The 20436-nt window shown below is 65.0% G+C and carries 20 protein-coding genes; 8 read left to right on the forward strand and 12 right to left on the reverse strand.

Annotated elements, in window-relative coordinates; translation table 11 throughout:
- The first annotated feature begins 5 nt into the window (after positions 1–5).
- Complete coding sequence (gene lpxK, locus ACFWZ1_RS07805) at positions 6–992, forward strand: tetraacyldisaccharide 4'-kinase (protein WP_439665987.1); 987 nt, start codon at positions 6–8, stop codon at positions 990–992.
- Here lpxK and ACFWZ1_RS07810 read toward each other — a convergent pair.
- The 12 genes from ACFWZ1_RS07810 to ACFWZ1_RS07865 form a co-directional block, all read right to left on the reverse strand.
- Positions 989–2710 carry a type IV secretory system conjugative DNA transfer family protein gene (locus ACFWZ1_RS07810; protein WP_439665988.1) on the reverse strand — a complete coding sequence of 574 codons (1722 nt, stop codon included), beginning with the start codon at positions 2708–2710 and terminating at the stop codon, positions 989–991. The two genes, lpxK and ACFWZ1_RS07810, sit on opposite strands and share 4 nt — an antisense overlap.
- Positions 2711–3138: 428 nt before the next feature.
- Positions 3139–4263, reverse strand: coding sequence for a type IV secretion system protein (locus ACFWZ1_RS07815; RefSeq protein WP_439665989.1), 1125 nt, complete (start codon positions 4261–4263; stop codon positions 3139–3141).
- A gap of 68 nt (positions 4264–4331) precedes the next feature.
- Positions 4332–5126, reverse strand: a complete 795-nt coding sequence (locus ACFWZ1_RS07820; RefSeq protein WP_439665990.1) for a hypothetical protein — start codon at positions 5124–5126, stop codon at positions 4332–4334.
- Positions 5127–5155: 29 nt separating this feature from the next.
- On the reverse strand, positions 5156–7636 hold the full coding sequence (locus ACFWZ1_RS07825; protein WP_439665991.1) for a VirB4 family type IV secretion/conjugal transfer ATPase: 2481 nt from the start codon (positions 7634–7636) through the stop codon (positions 5156–5158).
- A 48-nt stretch (positions 7637–7684) separates the two neighbouring features.
- Positions 7685–7993, reverse strand: coding sequence for a type IV secretion system protein VirB3 (locus ACFWZ1_RS07830; RefSeq protein ID WP_231325344.1), 309 nt, complete (start codon positions 7991–7993; stop codon positions 7685–7687).
- The gene (locus tag ACFWZ1_RS07835; RefSeq protein WP_439665992.1) at positions 7986–8534 is read right to left on the reverse strand and encodes a TrbC/VirB2 family protein; all 549 of its coding nucleotides are present in this window, start codon (positions 8532–8534) and stop codon (positions 7986–7988) included. The genes ACFWZ1_RS07830 and ACFWZ1_RS07835 overlap by 8 nt, the downstream gene beginning before the upstream one ends.
- Complete coding sequence (locus tag ACFWZ1_RS07840; RefSeq protein WP_439665993.1) at positions 8515–9324, reverse strand: lytic transglycosylase domain-containing protein; 810 nt, start codon at positions 9322–9324, stop codon at positions 8515–8517. Before ACFWZ1_RS07840 ends, ACFWZ1_RS07835 begins: the two co-directional genes overlap by 20 nt.
- Positions 9325–9340: 16 nt before the next feature.
- A complete protein-coding gene (gene virB11 / locus ACFWZ1_RS07845) occupies positions 9341–10390 on the reverse strand; it encodes a P-type DNA transfer ATPase VirB11 (RefSeq protein ID WP_439665994.1) in 1050 nt (349 codons plus the stop codon).
- A gap of 8 nt (positions 10391–10398) precedes the next feature.
- Complete coding sequence (locus tag ACFWZ1_RS07850) at positions 10399–11583, reverse strand: TrbI/VirB10 family protein (RefSeq protein ID WP_439665995.1); 1185 nt, start codon at positions 11581–11583, stop codon at positions 10399–10401.
- The gene (locus ACFWZ1_RS07855) at positions 11580–12347 is read right to left on the reverse strand and encodes a TrbG/VirB9 family P-type conjugative transfer protein (RefSeq protein WP_425600827.1); all 768 of its coding nucleotides are present in this window, start codon (positions 12345–12347) and stop codon (positions 11580–11582) included. The genes ACFWZ1_RS07850 and ACFWZ1_RS07855 overlap by 4 nt, the downstream gene beginning before the upstream one ends.
- Positions 12344–13216, reverse strand: a complete 873-nt coding sequence (locus ACFWZ1_RS07860) for a virB8 family protein (protein WP_231325350.1) — start codon at positions 13214–13216, stop codon at positions 12344–12346. The genes ACFWZ1_RS07855 and ACFWZ1_RS07860 overlap by 4 nt, the downstream gene beginning before the upstream one ends.
- Positions 13216–13722 carry a toxin co-regulated pilus biosynthesis Q family protein gene (locus tag ACFWZ1_RS07865; protein WP_231325351.1) on the reverse strand — a complete coding sequence of 169 codons (507 nt, stop codon included), beginning with the start codon at positions 13720–13722 and terminating at the stop codon, positions 13216–13218. The genes ACFWZ1_RS07860 and ACFWZ1_RS07865 overlap by 1 nt, the downstream gene beginning before the upstream one ends.
- Before the next feature lie 580 nt (positions 13723–14302).
- Here ACFWZ1_RS07865 and ACFWZ1_RS07870 point away from each other — a divergent pair.
- From ACFWZ1_RS07870 to ACFWZ1_RS07900, 7 genes are all read left to right on the forward strand, one after another.
- Positions 14303–14635, forward strand: coding sequence for a YerC/YecD family TrpR-related protein (locus tag ACFWZ1_RS07870; RefSeq protein WP_209623028.1), 333 nt, complete (start codon positions 14303–14305; stop codon positions 14633–14635).
- Positions 14632–15528: an ATP phosphoribosyltransferase gene (gene hisG / locus ACFWZ1_RS07875; RefSeq protein ID WP_439665996.1), complete on the forward strand. Its 897-nt coding sequence runs from the start codon at positions 14632–14634 to the stop codon at positions 15526–15528. Before ACFWZ1_RS07870 ends, hisG begins: the two co-directional genes overlap by 4 nt.
- Complete coding sequence (hisD, locus tag ACFWZ1_RS07880) at positions 15525–16841, forward strand: histidinol dehydrogenase (protein WP_439665997.1); 1317 nt, start codon at positions 15525–15527, stop codon at positions 16839–16841. Before hisG ends, hisD begins: the two co-directional genes overlap by 4 nt.
- Positions 16838–17896 carry a histidinol-phosphate transaminase gene (gene hisC, locus ACFWZ1_RS07885; protein WP_439665998.1) on the forward strand — a complete coding sequence of 353 codons (1059 nt, stop codon included), beginning with the start codon at positions 16838–16840 and terminating at the stop codon, positions 17894–17896. Before hisD ends, hisC begins: the two co-directional genes overlap by 4 nt.
- Positions 17897–17987: 91 nt before the next feature.
- The gene (gene hisB / locus ACFWZ1_RS07890) at positions 17988–19052 is read left to right on the forward strand and encodes a bifunctional histidinol-phosphatase/imidazoleglycerol-phosphate dehydratase HisB (RefSeq protein WP_439665999.1); all 1065 of its coding nucleotides are present in this window, start codon (positions 17988–17990) and stop codon (positions 19050–19052) included.
- 44 nt (positions 19053–19096) lie between these two features.
- Positions 19097–19702 (forward strand): imidazole glycerol phosphate synthase subunit HisH, encoded by a 606-nt coding sequence (gene hisH / locus ACFWZ1_RS07895; protein ID WP_439666000.1) that lies wholly within the window; start codon positions 19097–19099, stop codon positions 19700–19702.
- Complete coding sequence (locus ACFWZ1_RS07900; protein WP_439666001.1) at positions 19699–20427, forward strand: HisA/HisF-related TIM barrel protein; 729 nt, start codon at positions 19699–19701, stop codon at positions 20425–20427. Before hisH ends, ACFWZ1_RS07900 begins: the two co-directional genes overlap by 4 nt.
- The last annotated feature ends 9 nt before the right edge of the window (positions 20428–20436 follow it).

Raw genomic sequence — 20436 nt, forward strand, 5'->3', positions numbered from 1 at the left:
TCCTCATGGCGCTCGCGCAGAAGCTGGAAGAAGCCTGGTACAGCGATGGCCGCACCCCGCTGTGGGTGCATCCGCTGTCATGGCTCTACGCCTGCGTGACCGGCCTTCGCCGTTTTCTCTATCGCCATGGCTGGCGGCGCAGCGTACGCCTGCACGTGCCAGTGGTGGTGATCGGCAACATCACCGCCGGGGGCACCGGCAAGACGCCGCTGGCCATTGCCGTCGCCCAGGCATTGCGCGAGCGCGGCTTCAATCCCGGCGTGGTCAGCCGCGGCTACGGCGGCACCCAGCGCGAGCCGCTGCTACTTGGTGACGCACCGAACCCGCAGCAGGTGGGCGACGAACCCAGCCTGATCCGCACCCAGGGCATCCCGGTTGCAGTCGGTCGCGACCGCCCCGCCGCCGCCCGCCTGCTCGTCAATGCCGGCTGCGACGTGGTCATCGCCGACGATGGCCTGCAGCACTACCGCCTCGCCCGCGACGTGGAAGTGTGCGTGATCGACGCCGTGCGCGGCTTCGGCAACGGCCGCCTGCTGCCGGCCGGCCCGCTGCGCGAACCGCTGATGCGCCTGGCCACCGCGGACATCCGCGTGTGCAACGGCGGTGAGCGCATGGGTGCCTATCCCATGCAATTGCGCGGTGGCGATGCCTGTTCGCTCACCGACGACACTTGTCAGCCCCTGACCGCCTTCACTGGACAGCGCGTGCACGCGGTGGCTGCCATTGGCCATCCGGCCCGCTTCTTCGACAGCCTGCGCGCTTACGGCATCCTGCCGGTCGAGCATGCGTTTCCCGACCACCACGCTTTCGTCCCCTCGGACTTCAACCTGGGCGAGGACCTGCCGGTACTGATGACCGACAAGGACGCGATCAAGTGCCGACGCTTTGCGCAACCGGGTTGGTGGCGGGTGCCCGTGCGCGCGGAGTTGCCTGCAGAATTCTTTGACGCGCTGGCGAGCCGTATCCGGGCGGCCCACGGGGCGCGGGGCTAGCTGGTTTCGGCGGAGCCCTTACGCGGCTGGCCCATCTCCAGTCGGGGCACGCTGGCAGCGCCTAGCAGCCTCGACTTGAAGTAGCTGTCCTCGTAGTAGCGGATCTTGTTGCAGCGGATCGGGTGCGGCGTGCCCTCGATGAACACGATCTCCTTCTTCGGGTCGAGTGCCTTCAGTTCCTGCGGCAGCATCAACGCGCGTTTCTCCTCCACTTCGGCCAGGGACACGCTGCTACCTTGGCTAAATCCTCCCTTGGAGCGAGTGCGTTGCCGTCTGCGTTCCGTGGTGTAGCCGAGCATCTCGCTGTATTCGGTGGCATCGCGCTGCTCGCGCGGCGTGTAGATCACCTGGCAGGCCAGGTTGGTGATCATGCTGCGGGCCTTGTCCGGGCCGTACACCGCGTCCAGTTGTGAGAGCGACTGGATCACGCAGAACACGCGCACGTTGTAGCCTGCGAAGTAGGCGACGCCGTCGACCATCACGTCGATCCGTCCCAGCGCGGTGAATTCGTCCAGCATGAACAGGCAGGGATGCCGGAGGGTCGCGTCCTTGTCCGGAGTGACGTCCACGTTGAGCTTGATCGCCTGGTTAAAGAACAGGTTCAATAGGCCGGACGCTTCGCTGAGCTTGCTCGGCGAGATGCCCACGTAGATCGATTGCACCCGGCGGCGCAGGTCGGGTAGCCAGAAATCGTTGCCCGAAGTGGCCTTGTCCAGGATCGGGTTGGCGAGGAGGAGGAGAGGAGCCTGCGTGCTGGCGATCACGGAGGTGAAGGTCTGTTCCGCCAACGCGGTGATGTTGGCAAAGGCCGTGCGCGTCTCGTGGCTGACATGGGGTAGCTGGAGCACGGACTTCAAGTGAGCCTTCAAATCGCTCCCGTACCCGGAAAGCAGGCGATAGATCGCGCCGAGCGTGGGATAGCCATCGTCCTTGGCGAAACCCTTGTCCAAGCCATCGGTCCAGCAATCGAAAAGGAGGCTGGCGGATGCAACGAATGCCGAGCGCGCCATGTTTACCCAGAACGGGTCCTGGTTCGGCGGGTCCTTGTATAGGCAATCGGCAATGGCCTGCAGGTCGGACGTGCGATAGGTCGCCTCGGTCCGCACATACGCGAACGGATTCCAGCGATGGGTCCGAAGGTCCTCGGCAAATGGATTGAACAGGAACGTCGGCCCTAGCTTCGAGCGCCATCTCGAGGTGATGTCGAAGGCTTCCTGCTTGATGTCCAGCACGACCATTGAACCCTGGTAGCTGAGCAGGTTGGGAATGACCGCGCCGACACCCTTGCCGCTTCGGGTTGGCGCGGCGAGCAAGGCGTGCCGCGTGCCGCGGAGGCGCAGGAAGCTACGTCCGAGCCTGCCCACTATGATGCCGGTAGGGTCATCGTTGAGCAGCCCAAGCCGGGCCAGGTCGCCACGGGTGGCGAAGCGGGCGTCACCGTGGGTGGAGCGCGCGCGCGTCCTGAACATGCAATAGAGCAGTCCGGCCCAAGCGGCCACGGGCAGGCCGAAACCCGCAACCCCGGCCAGCTTGATCTGGGCCATGTAGGGCCGAACCTCCGGCCTGGAGGCAGCGGCCAGGTAACGTCCGTAGGTTGCAGGGTCAAGGGGCGCCTGCAGATGAAGGAGGGCCAACACCAGCCAACCGGATGCGTAAACACCCGCGCTCAAGGCCAGTAGCAGGGCCAAGAAGGCGGCGATCGCCTTGTTGCGGAACATCGTGGGCCCACCTTTCCGTGTGAGTTGTGGATCCGGCCGATCTCGCCAGTGGTCAGGGCACCGAACCCCATTCGGCAATGATGGCGTTCAGTAGGACAGCGTTGGTCGCGGCGTCCGCGCCAGGGCAAGTCATCAGATACATCCTGCGCAGCTGGGAGGTCGCCGCGGCATCGAACCAGGGGTCGAATACGACGAGGCTGAAAAAGTAGGTGGTCGCGGGGACACAGGCAGCGCCGCCGCTTGCGCCTGCGCCGGAGACGCCAGCCATGCAAGTGTAGACGCTGCAGGGGTCCACGCTCTGAGCATGAACGGGCGCTACGGTCAGGCCTGAGGCAGCGACGGTGAACGCAAGAAGGGCAGAACGGGCGTGTCGTATCAAGGCGACCTCCATCGGGTTGGCAAGGCATTTACGCGAACCTGGCGCGTGCTCAGGTGCGGTCTCTCGGATGCGGACGAATCGGGATTGCTTCCGCCTGCTGCGGGGCCGACATGGCCGTCGTGCGTGCGCCGGATACGGACAGCGCAACGCCGTGCGGACCACTGCCGGCATGCAGGTGATGACTTTGCTGTCCTGCCTGCGCAGCTCGCTGCGCAAGCGATCCGCTATATCCACCGTAGGACCCGGGCGGTTGTCCCTGCGGCCCTGGGCGATTGCCGGTGCCGCCGCCGAAGGCGGAGTAGTGCATGAAGCTTCCCACGGTGCCCTGGAAAAAAGCGGCGGCCAGTGGTGGCACGCTGACGATCAGGACGGTCATCAACAGGCCGATGCCACCTTGCTGCAGTGCCTGGTTGGAGAGGCCTTCAGCACCGAAACCGGTCATCTGGGTAATCAAGTTCGCCGTCCAGAGTGCTGCTGCTACGCGTAATGTCAGCTGCAACACGAGGGAGCTGATGAAACTGAGCGCGGCCATGGAAAAGATGGTGCCGATGCCGTAGAGCAGCCACTTGCGGAAGAGATCCTTGGTCTGGTCGAAGATCAGGCAAAGGATGAACAGCGGTCCCATACCGATGAACAGGGCGATGGTGGCCTGGTAAAGCAACAACATGGCACCGGCAGCCATCGGTGGACTGGCCGTGCCCAGTCCAGCGATGAGCATGGCGTGCGCCTTGCGTTCGGCGTTCTCGATGTCGCCGGGGGCAACCTGCACGGCATCGATCGCGCCCAGTGCGAGTTGTGTCCAGGCCAGGTTCTGGTCGATGGTCTCCGCAGCCGTGTCGTCGCTGCCGGTGAACAGCTGATTGATGCCTGTACTCAGGTCAGTCGTGAACAGCTGCTGCAGATTGGAGCCGAACACCGACATCGTGGTTGCGGCGCTGACGATGATGACGATGCGCGTCATGTTCATCACCATCGCCATCAGTGAATCGCGCGAGTGCCCGGTAATCAGCCGATAACCCTGGATCATGATCCACAACGTGACCATGAGCAGCGCTAGTGCGCTTGCCCAGGTCATGAAGGACGCCATGAGGTCCATTCCAAAGGTGTTGATTTGTTTGCTCAGGTAGTCGTACACCAGCCTGAAGTAAACGAAATCGGCGAGGTTTGTTGGCATTGCGCGTGATTCCCTTCTTGCGCGTTTGGCGACTCACCCCTTGTGCATTGGGAGGCCGCCCGAATACGTCAGTCGATCGAGAATGCCGCTTTCAAGGCTGCCGCCTGAACGACGGTCCCAATCACGCTGCTTCCCTTTAGCGCTTTTTTTGCCAGGATGGATTGTTGCTGGTTGAGGGCCTGAATAAGCGCCTCGTCTCCGGCAATGGCTGTCTGCCATCCCTGCATGGCGTAGGCGGCGGTCGCGCTGTAAGTGGCAGCCTGCGTAGTGGCGCCGCTTGTCGTGCCTAGCGTTTTCACTTCGTTTGCCAGCTTGTTCAGCTTTTGCAAAGTTTGGCCGTACTGATCGAGCTTGCCGAGGATAGCCACCGTACGGTTGTACTCATCAATATGGAGCATCGTGATATTTGCACAGACCTGTTGTTGAGCGACGGTAATGGGCGTGTCAGGGCTGAAAGACGATGCAACCGATGTCACAAGCTTGAAGACTATCGAACCGCCTGGCGTGCTCGGACAATTCTGGTCGATGAGCTCAGTCGGGTCGTCGATTGGCTCGAGCTTGTTCGACGACAAGGAAACATTGATGCCGAGACCCTTTATGGTCATGAGCAACTGTTTGTACTGTTCGACTTGTTGATAATATTGTTCAAGCTGCTTTGCGTACTCCATCCCTTGCCTGGCGTATTGCGCCATGCTTTGCGCAAGCTGTGACTTGAACCCTTCTTCACTCGTTGCTATGGCCGTGGGGTCGGTGACCAGCACCTGGGCCTGGGTAGACGCAACGCAAATGCCGAGCAAGGCCACGATGAGCGCGACTTGGCTCCAAAGGCGCGGGCGCATCGGGTAACGGAGCACATGGGTCATGGCGTATTCCTCTGGCGAGCGACGTTGAGTTAGCCTGCCGTTGCGTACGTCGCGCGGGCAGCGGGTGGCGCGATGGAGCGGGATTTGCCGCTGCCCTTGCGACTTTCATAAAACCGGTCGAGCCATTGTTCGGGGCGCAAGGCATCGACGGGCAAGCCCTCGACAGCGGCGCACTCGCGCAGGACCTGATGCATGATTTCGATGTTGTCGGTGGACGCCGAGATCACCGCCAGGGCGTCATCCATGCCGCGCAGGTTGAGTTGGCAGACGGCGCTGGCATGGCCCTGCTTGATCAGGAAACAGCGGGACCGCTCGTCGAGGCTCACGACCACCTGATATTCGGCCTCGGTGAGCTTCAGTCCGTTGATGTAGTCCTCGCGGCTTGCGTTGGGATTTGGCAGCAGGATCATCGTGGCCGTCTGTTCGATCAGGGCGGCGGCGATGTCGCTGGCGAGCGCGTCCTCCGGGCTCTGCGTAGCGAAGATGCCCAGGCCATTCTGTTTCCGGATGGTCTTCTGCTTGTTCTTGGCGAACTCCTTCAGGCCGCCCTTGCCATCGAGGATCTTCCAGAACTCGTCCATCACGTAGATCAGTGGCCGACCGTCGATCAGCGCTTCCAGGCGATGCAGGAGGTAGTTGATCACCGGCGCGCGTACTTCCGGGTTGTCGATGATGTCGGTGTAATCGAAGCCGATGATGTTGGCCTTCTCCAGGTCGATCGTGTCGACCGGGTTGTCGAACACCCAGCCGAGCGAATTGCCGGCGGTCCACTTGCGCATGCGGATGAACAGGCCTTCGTCGCCCAGGTTGGGCAGGCTCTTCTGGAAGTTGGTCATGTTGCGCAGGCGCATGGGGGTGTCGAGCATGTTCTCGACGGCGCGGAAGATGTCCTCGTCCTCGCGAGGGCTGTACACGCTCTTGCCCGCCAGCACCTTGACCAGATCGGCCAGGAACTGGACGTTGGCCTCGGTCCGCTCGCAGTGGAACGGGTTGAAACCGGTGGGCTTGCCATTTTCCAGCGCAAGGTAGTTGCCGCCGCAGGCGCGCACGAAGATCTCCGCGCCGCGGTCCTTGTCGAAGAAGAAGATGGTCGGCGCGGGTTCGAACTTCTGCGCCTGGCTCAGAAGGAAGTTGATCAGCGCAGTCTTGCCGGTGCCTGATTTGCCGATGACCATCGTGTTGGCGATGGCTTTCTCGCCTAGCGAGTTCTCGGCCGGGTGGGTGGCATGGAAGTTGAAGTAGTAGGGTTGCCCGTTAGTGCTCTGGAGGGTGGTGACGCAGTCGCCCCAGGGATTGTTCTCCCGCTTGCCCATGGCGAAATTTTGCAGTGGGCTCAGGCCCAGGAAATTGAGCGAGCTGACATTGGCCAGGCGGGTGCGGTACTTCCAGTTGCCTGGCAGCTGCGCGTAGAAGGCAGCGGTGACGGCGAGGTCTTCCTTGACCGATACGAAACCGGCGTTGGACAACTCCGCGCGGGTTGCTGCGATCTGCTGCGACAGCGCTTCCTGGCTCGGTGCGTAGATGGCGATGGTGAAGTGGTACTCGCCAAGCACGAAATTACCTGAAGACAGCTGGTCCATCGCGAGGTCCATTTCGGCGATCTGGCTGAACGCCCTGTCCCCGGAAGACACCATCATGCCCTTGGTGCGGTCCAGCGCCTTGAGCGCATCCTGACGTCCCATCGGGCTGAAGGAGTGCGTGATCACGTACTCGAAGCCCAGATACTTCAGGCCGTTGAGAATGCCGGGGTAGGTGCCGTCGGTGTATTCCTTGATGTTGAGGATCGCGCCGAAGTGGTTGACCCCTTGCGGCGTGGTGATGACGAAATCCCCAGTCCTGGCGGAAAAGCGCTGCTTGCTTAGCGGCAGGTAGTTGTAGACCGGCGCCGGCAGCACGGGCACCGGTTCGTCCAGTCGGTTGAGCAGGTAGCCGTAGAATTCCAGCGCTTCGGAGAACACCACGCCGTTGGCGGCCTCGTACATGCCGAGGCGATGTGGCGCGTAGTCCTTGAGCACCGCCTCGACGTTGGCCGCCAGCTCCAGGATTGTACTTACGGCCTGGTGCTGCTCCGCCTCGAGCCGTGTGACGTCGCCCGACTTCTCGGCCAGCTTCTTCCCGCCGACAACCGGGCGGTAGAGCATGGTGAGGTAAAGCTCGTTCTGCATGAGCTTCTGGCTCGACAGCGCCTCGTAATACGCCTCGGAAAGGGCCTGGTTGAACGGTTGGGCGAAACGGGCCCCGCTGGCGATACGGCGACGGCGGCGTACGTCGTGGACCCAAAACGCGACATTGACGAAATCGGGCGCGCGAAGGGTCTGCAGCATGCGGTTGAAGGTGGCGTGGCGATGTTCGAGTTCCCATTCCTCGCGCCCCACGAACGGCAGGCCACCCAGGCGCCAAACCATCAGGAAATCGCCGCCGGTGGTTTTGAGCACCGTGGGCGAGACGTGGGTGGACAGCGGCACGAGTTCGCTGATCGGGGTCTCAGGCAGGAAGACGGGCTTGGACATGCGCAGGTTCCGGTAACCACCCTGGGATAGGGCCAGGGGGCTGTGGCGTTACGGATTGGCCTTGGACTGGCCGCGGTGAATGTTGGGCGTGAATACCCACATACCGTCGTTTTCCTCGAGGTTCCTGACCCGGGTGCGAAACTGCAGGCGCAGTCCGAGCAGGCGGAAGATCATTTCGTCGCGTCGCGCCATTTGGCGCATCCCGAAGATCACCGGCGGGATCAGCAGCAGAAAGAACAGGTTGAAATACATCGCCAGCAGCAGGCATCCGCCTGCGGCCATGAAAAACGGCACGTAGGGCACGCCCATGAACATGGGCGGTCGGGTGCAGCCACGGAACAGTGCGTCCTTATGCATAGAAATTGAGCACGTGGGTGACCAGGCTCGCGGTGCAGGCTGTGGCGCCCGAAGCGCTGGTGCTGCCGGCCAGGAACATTTTGGCGATCTGCCCCGCGGCGCCGATCAGGACGGCGCCGATCAGCACCGGCGAAATATCCGAGATGCGCTTGTGCGCGAAGGCGATCTGGTAACCGGAGAAGACGATCGCGATTGTCACCACAATGATCGAGATGGCATTCAGGATCTTGTTGACGTTGCTGGCGAATCCGCAAGTGGTGGCGATGGTATCGGTGACATCCTGGCCGAACGCGATGCTCGGCAGCACGAGCGCCAGGCACATCGCCAGTGTGATGAACACGGCGGTCCCGCTGCGGATGGGGTGGCGAGCGTTCGGGTTTGAAGACAGGTTCTTGGCCATCTTGGTTTTTCCTTTTGGACGGTTGGAAAGCAGCGGCCATCGGGCAATGGGCGCTTCATGGATGGCCGCACGGAAGGCAGCCGGATTTGGCGGAAGCGCCAGCGTTTGCCGGCGCGGTCGGTCAGAAGACGAACGCAGCATCAGGAGTCTCTTGGTCGGAGGCGGTCTGGCTGCCAGTGGTGGAGGTGGCTGGCGTGGGCTCGCTACTTGGCGCATCGCCGGGACCGCTCACGCGCGGCACGAACGCCGACGCGGTGGTCTCGGCGGGCTCCTTGGTCCCAGGTAGCGGCTGCCTGTCGGCCGTCTTGTCGGGGCCCGGCGTCCCTGACACAGCGGCAACCAGCGCGCCCCCACCTGCATCTATGGCCACCGAACGGATCGACACGCGATAGGCAGAGCTGCCGGGTGCGGTAGGGAGCGCCGTCGGAACCGATTTGTCGACAGGATGTTCGGTCGTCTGCGGGCGGACGGTTATCGGCTCGGAGGTCCCAGGCGGGTCGACGTGCAGCGAGGCGAAGATCCGTTGCACGTAGCCATCGCGGTAGCCCGTGGTGAAGTTGCCCGAGTAGTAGCAGCTGAAAGCCTTGCCCCAGTCATCACCCGAGCGGCCATAACACTCGGCCAGGATGCGTGCGCCCGCGGTGAGGTTGGCGCAGGCGTCGAAGGCCTGCTCGAAGGTGTCGAGCCCGTAACGGGGTAGGTTGCTGCGGTTGATCTGGGCTATGCCGAGCGAAAAGTCATATCCCTTCGCTTCGAGCATGCGCGCGGTAACGACCGCTTCGCCGAGGTTGCGCGGCTGGCGCTCCAGACGGCCCCCGACGATGCCGATGGCGAAGCGATTGCCGCCGGATTCGGCTTTGATCACATGCTCCATTACCTCGGCCGGGACCGCCAGGTGAGGGCAGGACATCGGGTTGAATACGGCGACCATCCTTGGTTCCTCGTCGTCAGCACGCTTGCGACCGCGGGTCCTGCAGGAAATTGCGTGCAGGATCGAAGTCGATGCCGGTGATGTGCCGCTGCCCTGCATGCGCCTTGATGTGGACGACGATGTCGATCGTCAGCCGGAGCAGCCGTGTGATGGTCGCGAACTCGAGCCCGGCACCTTCTGCCGAGGCTTTGACCATCAGCGCAAGCTGGTCCCAGGTCTGCTCGGTGCTGCCCGCGTGACAGCTGGTGATCGATCCGGGATGGCCCGATGCGCAGTTGCGGATGAAGTAGAACGCCTCGTCGCCGCGCAACTCGGCCAGGATGATGCGGTCGGGCTTCATGCGCAGGCAGGTTTCCATGCAGCTCTTGGCCGTGACGTTGCTGGCGCTCTGGCCACCCTTGGAATAGAGCAGGTGCACGACGTTGGGTTGGCTGATGAAAAGCTCGCGGGCGTCCTCGATGGTGACCAGCCGTTCCTCGGGCGGGATGTGGTCGACAAGCGACTTCATGAAGGTGGTCTTGCCGCTGCCGGTGGCGCCGGATACCACGATGTTCTTCTTGCTGCGTACGGCCGCCTTGAAAAATTCGGCATAGCGGCGCCCGGCACGCAGGTCGAGCAGGTGGCGATCTTCGTCGCCGAGGTCGCACGCGTCGTCCAGGATGTGATCGAAAAAGCCATCTGCCTGGTATTGGTCCAGCGTCCTGGACTGCTTCGCGGGAAGGCGGATGGTGATCGACACGTTGCCCGCCTCGCAGGCAGGCGGGATGACGAACTGGGCGCGCTGGCCGGTCGGGAAGGTCAGCGAGACGACGGGATCGATGTCGGTGATGCGCTGCCCGGTATTGCTTTCGTTGACTACGGCCGTACAGAACTGGCGCGCGCGCTCGAAGGTCAGCGCCGGGACTTCCACCCGCTGCCAGCCGGCACGGCTTTCAAGGTAGAGCTCGCCAGGCCGGTTGATGCAAATCTCGGTGACCTCGGATGAGGCCATGAATTCGCGCACGCCCAGCACCTCGTACTGGTAGTCGAGGAACTCGTTCGAGACAAGGGCGAGGGAATCTTCCATAAGCCTGTTCAGAAGCGCGCGACGACGTCGCTGAAGTCAACGTCGCGGGCGACGTAGACGTAGATCACCGTGCCCTGGTTGATGGTCACCGTGGGCGGCCTGTTGGCGGCCTCGCGCACGGCCATGTCGGCCAGGTTCTGGACGGTGCGGGCGGTATTGCTCTCGAAAGGTTCCTGCACGATCACGCCGCCTGCGGCAATCGAGGAAGTCGTGGGGCCGTGCTCGGCGGCCTCATACTTGAAAGCGTCGCTGAGCATGCTGATGAGCAATGCGGCGCTGATGCGGCTGCCCCAGTGCGCGTCGTAGTGCCCGGGCAGTCCGGCGCCGCCCAGATTGTCGATGCCGGGGCTCGGCTTGCTGCTCATGTCCACGTCGATGCCGGTTGGCGTGATGATGCGATCCCACACCACGGCGACGCGCCGGCCTTTCGGGCCGCTCGAATAGGCGCCGAGCACCTTTGAGCCCTTAGGCAGCAGCAGCTTGCGGCCGTTGAATGAATACACCGGCTCGGTGACCAGGCAGGAGGTGTAGCCCGGCACGTCCGTGACGATCCGGGTTTCCAGCACGCAGCGGATGTAGGTCCCGCGCTGCATCAGCGCATCGGCGTGCTCCAGCGGCTCGGCTTGGGTCGCCGTCGCTCGGCCGGACAGCGAGGCCCCGCCTAGGCCTGGAGACGGTGCGCCGGCAGGTGTCGCCGAAAGGTTGCCCATCGGGTCCGATGTGCCGGCGATGCGGCGCTCGATCAGCGTGGGTTCGCGGGGCGTATAAGCCAAAGACGCCTGTGGGGTTTGTTTGGCGGGCGGTTGCGGTAGCGGCAGCGGCGGCAAGGCGGGTTGCGTGGCCAGAGGAATCGGTTCGGGCCCGGGGTGGCGGGCAGGCGGCAGGGCCAAGGCCGGCGGTGCATCGGCCACGGTGACTTTTTCTTCCCTCGGTTTGTTCGGTTCGCGACGCGAGGTGGCGCTGCTGATCATCCAGTACGAGACGAACAACAACAGCGCGACTGCAGAACCTAGCATCAGCAGCACGCGCCGGTTCATCCGTCGCAGTTCATGCGATTTCAGCAGTGGCGCGCCGGCGTCCAAGTCGGGCGAGGCGGACTGCTGGTAATGCGCGGAGTAAGGATTGTGCGTTAACGCTTCGCCATGACCGGCGTCCGCGCTATCGACGGACTGGTAGGGGGTGTGCGTGCTCACTTGGCGGCGTTCCTTCGCAGGCCGATGACGTCGTCGCCATGGCGGATGACGAGATAGGGATACGTTCCGTGGACGACGATGGTGTTGCCCTCGACGGTCGTGTTGACGAGGGAATCGTCGCCGTGCTCCGTCTCGCGCATGAAGATCGCCGGGAAGTTGCCGGTGGGAAAGCGCTTGAGGTCGCTCATGCGGATGTAGGTAAAGCGGCCATCGTCATAGACGTGCGCCGGGACCAGCCAGGGCGCGCGCTTGCTCCGCGTGGCGTAGTCGTAGTCGAAGTTGTAGTTGCGTCCCGGGATCAACCGGGTATCCAGCGGAGGTGCTTCGGCGGCTTTCTTCCTTTCCGTCGAGAAGCTGGTGCCGGCGGGATAGGCAAAAGTGATCTTGTACTGCACGCCCTCGCGCTTGGCCTGGTCCAGTACCTTCCAGTCGGTCGCCACTACCTTCAGTTCGAAGATGTAGGAGTGCGTGGCCGTACGCACCATCATGTTGGTGTCCACGTCTACGTTTTTGGGCTTGAGGTAGAACACGTTGTCGCGACGGGTGAGTTCCCAGCCGCTGCTGAAGCCGGTGCTGTAATCGAGGATTTGCTCGTTCGGGCTGAGCTCGATCTGCGTGGTAATGCCCAGGCCCGAGCGCACTGGATAGATGTGGTCCGGCTGGTACTCGTACTGCTGCACGACCTGTGCTTGTGCCTGGCTTGGTATGCCAATGGCGGCCGCGCACATCAGGGTCGCCACGAACGCAAGGTGGTACCGGGTCATCGAGCCGCTCCCGTTGGGGCATCTGCTGCCGCATCGAGCCGTGGTGAAGAGCCCTGACCTTGGATAGGCGCGGGCGGGTAGGCTGGCGTGGAGGACTGCGTCATCGCCTGGGCATTGGCGGCTTCCGGGATCTCGGCAGGCGCAGGCGTGGCGTAGTCGTTGTCCACGCGGTAGCTGGTGACCCAGAAACCCAGCGGGTTCTCGATGCGGTTGCGGTCGTCCATTTCCAGGTTCGCCTTGTAGATGAATTCCATCGTGGCGATCTTGCTGTCCAGCGGCTGCGTGGCGCCGCTCTGCTTGTCGTAGAGGCTGCGCTGGAAGCGGACGGTGGCGCCCGTTGGCGTGCGGCCCGCGCCGCCGCCGATCAGGACGATGCTGAGCAGCCTCACTCGTATGGCTTTGTCCTTTCCGTATGCCTTGTAAGGGCTGTCCGGGTTCATCGACGAGTAGAGCCGCGTGTAGTCCGCCTTGACGCCAGGCGAGGCCATGGTCTGTACGGTGGTCCAGTCGCCGAGGTTGAGCAGCGCCAGGTCGTAGGACTCGCGGGCCATGACGAAATGCGCGACGTTGCTGCGGTTGATCGCCTCGCTGGTGCTTATTCGGCGATGCGTGAAGTCCCCGGTCAGCCGGGCCACGGTGCTCGTGCCCGTGTAGGCATCAGCCATCACCAGGTAGGGCACTTTTTGCTTGAGCGGAAGCATGTAGAAATAGCCGCCAGCGAGGATCAGCGACATGCCGAGCGCGCAAAATGCCACCCACCACGCGCGCCGCTCGCTGCGGCGCGCGATGTCTGCGATCGAGAGTTCGTAGTTGACCGCCTTGGCGACGGCTTCCTCGACCTTGCGGGAGCTGGCTTTCCTGGCAAGCATCAGCGCACTCCGCCGACGGTGTCGGTAGAGCCCGGCTTCGTAGCTACGCCGGTCGGAGGCATCGATGGCTGCTGCATCCCTGAAGGCGTGATGCTGGAACCGAAGCTCTTTACGCGGTCGACTTGAAGCCTTTCACCCGCAACGGTGACCGACACGCCCTGCGCCGCGTAGACCGCGCTCAGTTCGCTAACCGCTTGCTGGATGTCCGTCGTGCGCAACTTGCTGACTGGCGCGAACAGCGTGTAATCGGAAGGAATGCGATAGACCAGCGTCATGCCGGTGTCGGTGGTCCAGCGAACCAGCATGTTGCGCAGCGTCTCGTCCATCGGAGCGGCGTAGTAGGTATAGGGCTGATTGAGCGGAATCTCGGTGGTAGACGGCTGGAAGCGATTGACTGGTTTCCAACGCCCGCCGAAATCCTTGGCGGCAGGCGTTCCGCAGCCGGCCAGCAGGAGTGCTGGCAGCAACAGGGCGCTCAGAATCCGGTTCGGAAAAACCTTGTTCACGTGGAGCTCGCAGGTCGAGGTAGTTGTCAGCCGCGTGGCGTGGGGCGCGTACGCGCGCACCGGCACGGCGCGGCGCCGCACCCTGTTCGATGCCGGGGCAAATCAGTAGATGTGGAGAAAGCCTTGGAGCCGGTGCGATGGCGCGCGCACGACACTCCGTCCGCATGCGCGGAAGGCGTGTAGGCACTTGCTTGCCGGCATCAGCGCGCCGAGCAACAAAATTTGCAGGGCCCACGCTGCACTAGTTGGCGATTCCATTCCGACTCCCTGTCTATTCCGTCTTCAAGCAGGTCTTCGGATGCAAGGCGAGAGACCTGTTGGCAGTAGCGTTCACGTCACTTGAACGCGGTGCTTATTAGAGCCGCGGCCCGCTACGAGCGACAAGCCCGATGCGTCAGTACGTGGCGTCATCCACGTGACATCCTCGCTGTGGGTGAAGACCTACGAATGGTTGGGTGGGCCGCTGTCAGCGTGCTCGCCCAGGCTTCTCGTGTTGGCGACTAGCCGCTTGCCGTGGTCTTGCGCCGCGGTTGAAGTGCGTCTATATTGCGCAACTCATGTGTTAGCGCGTTAGTACATTATGAAGCGACGAGCGATTGATCCCGAGACCCCGAACGAGTCGGTGGAGCGCAGCCTGTGCGAGGCGCTGCTGGCGCTGCGCGACGTGGACGAGATGCAGGCGTTCCTGCATGACCTGTGCACGCCGGCGGAACTGGAGGCGATGGTGGATCGCTGGCGGGTGGTGCCGTACCTGCAGGAAGGGCTGCCTTACCGGGAGATCCACGAGCGCACGGGGGTGAGCATCACCACCATCGGGCGGGTGGCGCGGTACCTCAACCAGGGCAACGGCGGCTATCTCGCCGCGGCGGCGCGCGCGGCACGCAAGCGCAAGACCGCCAAGGCGCCGGCATGAGGCCGCGCGATCGACTTCGCATCGCGATGCAGAAGTCCGGGCGGCTTACCGAGCCGGCGCAGGACCTGCTGACGCGCTGCGGGTTCACCTTCCGGCAGAGCCGCGACAAGCTGTTCTGCTTTGGCGAGGGCGAGCCGGTGGACCTGTTGCTGGTGCGCGACGACGACATTCCCGGGCTGATTGCGCAAGGCGTGTGCGACTTAGGGATAGTCGGGCGCAACGTGCTCAACGAGTACGAGCTCACCGCCGGGCGCGAGGATGACATGGCGCTGGCGGAGTGGCGCGGGCTGGGCTTCGGGCGCTGCCGGCTTTCGCTGGCGGTGCCGCAGGAGATGGACTATGCCGGCGCCGCGGACCTTGCCGGGCGGCGCATCGCGACGTCCTATCCGGGGCTGCTCGGCCGCTGGCTGCGCGCGCAGGGCATCGAGGCCGGCGTGGTGACGCTGGCCGGTTCCGTGGAGATCGCGCCGCGGCTGGGCACGGCCGAGGCCATCTGCGACCTGGTGCAGAGCGGCGGCACGCTGGTGGCGAACCAGTTGCGCGAGGTCGAGGTGGTGCTGGACACCGAGGCGCTGCTGGTGGGCCCGAAGGTGCTGCCGGCGGACGAGCGCGGCGACCTGGTCGAGCTGCTGCTCAAACGCATCGATGGCGTGATCCAGGTGCGCGAGTCGCGGCTGCTGCTGTTGCAGGCCGCGCGCGGTTCGCTGGAGGCGATCACCCGGCTGTTGCCGGGCGGACCGCAGCCGACGCTGCTGCCGCTGGCCGGCCAGCCGGACCAGGTGATGCTGCAGGCGCTGTGCGCCGGCGAGGTGAGCTGGCGCCAGCTCGAAGAGATCAAGAAGGCCGGTGCGCGCGAGATGTTCGTGTTGCCGGTGGAAAGGATGCTGGCATGAAGCGGCTGGCGTGGAATGCGTTGGACGAACAGGGGCGCGCCGCGGCTCTGGCGCGGCCGGTGCAGGCGCGCAGCGACGAGCTGCGCGAAGGCGTCGCTGGGATTATCGAAGCCGTGCGCGGGCAGGGCGATGCGGCGCTGCTGCGCTTCACCGCTCGGTACGACCGCTGCGCGCTCCAGCGGTTGGAGGTCGAGCCGTCCGAGTTCGACGAGGCCGAGGCGGCGCTCGATCCGGCGTTGAAGGCGGCGATAGGCGAGGCGGCCGCGCGCATCGAGGCGTTCCATCGCGCCGCCGCACCTCGACCGGTGGCGGTGGAAACCGCGCCAGGTGTGCGCGTCGAACGCGTGTTGCGGGCAATCGGCCGCGTCGGGCTTTACGTGCCGGCCGGCACAGCGCCGTTGCCGTCCACGGCGTTGATGCTGGGCGTGCCGGCGCGCATCGCCGGCTGCGCCGAGGTTGTGTTGTGTTCCCCGGCGCGCGCGGATGGTCGTTGCGATCCGGCCGTTCTCCATGTGGCGCGCGTCATCGGTGCGCATCGGGTGTTCAAGCTCGGCGGCGCGCAGGCGATTGCCGCAATGGCGTACGGCACGGCAAGCGTGCCCCGCTGCGACAAGCTGTTCGGGCCGGGCAACGCGTGGGTCACCGAGGCCAAGGTGCAGGTTTCGACCGATCCGCAAGGTGCGGCAATCGACATGCCGGCCGGTCCATCGGAAGTGCTGGTGGTCGCCGATGCGCACGCCGAGCCCGCCTTCGTGGCGGCAGACCTCTTGTCCCAGGCCGAACACGGACCCGATTCGCAGGTAGTGCTGGTAAGCCCGTCGGCCGGCTTGCTGGATGCCGTGGCGGCCGAAGTCGAGCGCCAGTGCACGGCTTTGCCGCGAGCAGATGTCGCGCGCCGGGCGCTGGCGAACAGCCGGTTGATCGAGGTCGACTCGCTGGAGCAGGCGATCGAGGTGAGCAACCGCTACGCGCCGGAACATTTGATCCTGCAGGTCATCGAGCCGCGTGCCTGGCTGGCGCGGGTGGAGAGTGCCGGCTCGGTGTTCCTGGGTGCATGGACGCCCGAGTCGGTCGGCGATTATTCGAGCGGCAGCAACCACGTGCTGCCGACCTACGGCTATGCGCGCAGCCACAGCGGTGTATCTGTGGCCAGTTTCCAGAAGCAGATCAGCGTGCAGGAGCTGACCCCGGAAGGCCTGCGGGCGATCGGCCCGTGCACCGCCACGCTGGCCGCCGCCGAACAGTTGGAGGCGCACCGCCGCGCGGTGACGCTGCGGCTGGCGGCGCTCGATGCGGAGGTATCCATCGCATGAGCGTGCTGGAACTCGCGCGCGCGGAGATCCGCGCGCTGGTGCCGTATTCCTCCGCGCGCATGGAGGCAACCGGTGGCGCGTTGATGCTCAACGCGAACGAATCGGCGTGGGCGCCGTTCGGCGATGCTGGACTGGATTGCCATCGCTATCCGGACCCGCAGCCGGCGGCGCTGGTCGAACGGCTGGCCGCACTGTATGGCGTAAGACCCGATCAGGTATTGGTCGGGCGCGGCAGCGACGAGGCGATCGACCTGCTGGTGCGCGCGTTCTGCCGCGCCGGCGAGGACGCGATCCTGGTGCAGCCGCCGACCTTCGGGATGTATGCGGTCTGCGCGCGCGTGCAGGACGCCGCGGTGGTCGAAGTGCCGCTGTCGGCGGATTTCACACTCGATGTCCACGCGCTGCTGGCGGCAGTGACGCCGGCGGTCAAGCTGGTCTTTGTCTGTGCACCGAACAATCCGACCGGGGCGGGTGTGTCCCTGGAGTCGGTCGAAGAACTGGCGCGACGACTGGCCGGGCGTGCGCTGCTGGTGGTGGACGAGGCTTACGTGGAGTTCGCCGAGAGCGCCAGCGCCGCAACGTTGCTCGATCGCTACGAGCACTTGGCCGTGCTGCGCACGCTGTCCAAGGCGTGGGCGCTGGCCGGTGCGCGTATCGGTTGCCTGCTGGCCAATTCCGATGTGGTGGCCTTGTTGCGACGCATCCTGCCGCCCTATCCGCTGCCGCGCCCTTGCGTGGCCGCGGCGCTGGACGCGTTGTCGTCGGCGGGGCAGGCGACGGCGCGTGAACGCATTGGTGTGGTGCGCGCCGAACGTACGCGGATGGCGGCCGCGCTGGCCGCGATGCCGGGTGTGCGCGCGGTGCTTCCGTCGCAGGCGAATTTCCTTGCCGTGCGTTTCGAGGACGCGGGCAGTGCGTACCGGCGGCTGTCCGGGGCCGGGATCGTGGTACGTGACGTGCGGCGTTACCCGGGGCTGGACGATGCCCTGCGCATCACGGTCGGTACGCCGGAAGAAAACAGCCGGGTGCTGGCCGTGCTCGGGGGTGAGGCGTGAGCGTTGCCCGTTGCGAGGAATCCTCTGCACGGCGCCCTGTCGGGCGCGGCATGGCCGTCGTGCCCGGGGCGCGCTCCGGCGGTGGAGCCGTATGAGCCGGAAAATCCTTTTTGTCGATCGCGACGGCTGCCTTATCGTCGAACCGCCGGACGAGCAGATCGACAGCTACGCCAAGCTCGATCTGCTGCCGGGCGTGATCGGCGCATTGCAGCGTTGCGTCGCGGCCGGCTACGAGCTGGTGATGGTGACCAACCAGGACGGCCTGGGTACCGCCAGCTTCCCCGAGGAGGCGTTTCGCGGGCCGCAGGAGCTGTTGCTGCGCGTCCTCGCTTCGCAGGGCATCGTGTTCGGCGAGGTTCTGGTCGATCGCAGCTTCCCGCACGAAGGGCTGGATACACGCAAACCCGGGATCGGCCTGCTGCGCCATTACCTCGCCGACGACGGTTGGAGCCGCGCCGCGTCCGCGGTGATCGGCGACCGCGAGACTGACATGCAGCTTGCCGCCAATCTGGGCGTGCGCGGGTTGCGGGTCGGTCCGTCAGGTTTTGCCTGGGAGGAAATCGCCCATCGCCTGCTGGACGCGCCGCGCCTCGGGGCAGTGAGTCGGCGTACGCGCGAGACGTCCATCGAAGTGGGCGTGGACCTGGATCGCCCGGCCGAGCCACAGGTGCGCACCGGGCTGGGTTTCTTCGACCACATGCTTGAACAGATCGGCAAGCACGGAGGCTTCGCGCTCACGCTCGCCTGTGCGGGCGACACGCAGGTGGATGAGCACCACACGGTGGAGGATTGCGCGCTCGCGCTGGGCCAGGCCTTGCGCCAGGCATTGGGCGACAAGCGCGGCATCGGCCGCTACGGCTTCACCTTGCCGATGGACGAGGCGCTCGCCAGTGCGGCGCTCGATCTCTCCGGCCGACCTTGCTTCGAGTTCGACGGCCGCTTCCCGCGCGAGCGGGTGGGCGACCTTCCCACGGAACTGGTGGTGCATTTCTTCCGCTCGCTGTGCGAGACGCTGGGCGCCAACCTGCACCTGTCGGTGCGGGGTGACAACGCGCACCACATGGTCGAGGCCTGCTTCAAGGTCGTCGCCCGTGCGCTGCGCCAGGCCGTGCGCAGGGAGGGCAGCGAATTGCCCAGTACCAAGGGGGCGCTGTGAGCGCTGCCATCGCCACGTCCGCCCGAGCCCTGACGGAACAGTCCGTGGGCGTAGCCAGTCCGTCCGTCGTGCTGGTCGACGCCGGCGGTACAAATATCGGCTCCGTGCGTTATGCCCTGCAGCGACTGGGCGTTGAAGCGCCGCTGACCTCCGATCCAGCGACGATCCGCGCAGCCGGCAAGGTGATCCTTCCCGGCGTTGGCGCGGCGGGTCCGGCGATGGGGCGATTGCGTGCGCAGGGCCTGGTCGACGTGCTGCGCGGGCTCACCCAGCCGGTGCTTGGCGTGTGCCTGGGCATGCAACTCCTTTGCTCGCGCTCGGAAGAGGGCGAGGTGGATTGCCTCGACGTCATCCCGGCCGCGGTGCAGCGGCTGCGGGCCGCGCCTGGCCTGAGGGTTCCGCACATGGGTTGGAACCGGCTGCATGCGTGCGCCGATCACCCCCTGCTCGAGGGCGTGCCGGCCGACGCGCAGGCCTATTTCGTGCACAGCTATGCGGTGCCGGCAGGCGATTACACGCTTGCGTCAACCCACCACGGCGAGGTGTTCTCGGCCGTGGTGGCACGCGGCAATTTCTTCGGCATGCAGTTCCATCCAGAACGCTCGGCTGCAGTGGGCGCCCGCCTGCTGCGTAATTTCCTGGACCTATGAAAGCTGAAATCCTCCCCGCCATCGATTTGCGCGAAGGCCGTGTCGTCCGCCTCGCGCAAGGCGACTACGCCCGCCAGAAGACTTACCCCAATGACCCCGTTGCGCTGGCTGCCGGTTACGCGGCGGCCGGTGCGCGCTGGCTGCATGTGGTCGACCTCGACGGGGCGAAGTCGGGCGGATTCGCCAACCTGCCGGTGATCGAAGCCTTGGCACGCACCGGTCTGCGTGTACAGGCCGGTGGCGGCGTGCGCGGCATCGCCGACGTGCATCGGCTGCTGGACGCAGGCGTGGAGCGGGTAGTGGTCGGCAGCGTGGCGATCCGTGATCCGGAACGGGTGGTCGACTGGCTGCGGCGTCACGGTGCGGATCGCTTCACGATCGCGCTGGATACACGCTGGCAGGAGGATCGCTGGACGTTGCCGAGCGCCGGCTGGACCCAGGCCGAGGCGCGCACGCTCGATGACCTGGCGCCATGGTTCGCGGCACGTGGCGCCCGCCACCTGCTGTGCACCGACATCGACCGCGACGGCATGTTGGCGGGCCCCAACCTGGCGCTGTACCGCCACCTGTCGGACATTGCCCCGGCTCTTGCCGTGCAGGCGTCCGGTGGCGTGCGTTCGATCGACGACATCCGCGATGCGCGGATGGCCGGCGCGAGCGGCGTGATTCTCGGGCGAGGGCTGCTGGAAGGCTGCTTCGGGTTGGCGGAGGCGATGGCCGCATGAGTCGTTCCC

Source organism: Frateuria sp. GZRe14 (genome assembly GCF_051900395.1).
Taxonomy (GTDB): Bacteria; Pseudomonadota; Gammaproteobacteria; order Xanthomonadales; family Rhodanobacteraceae; genus Frateuria_A; species Frateuria_A edaphi.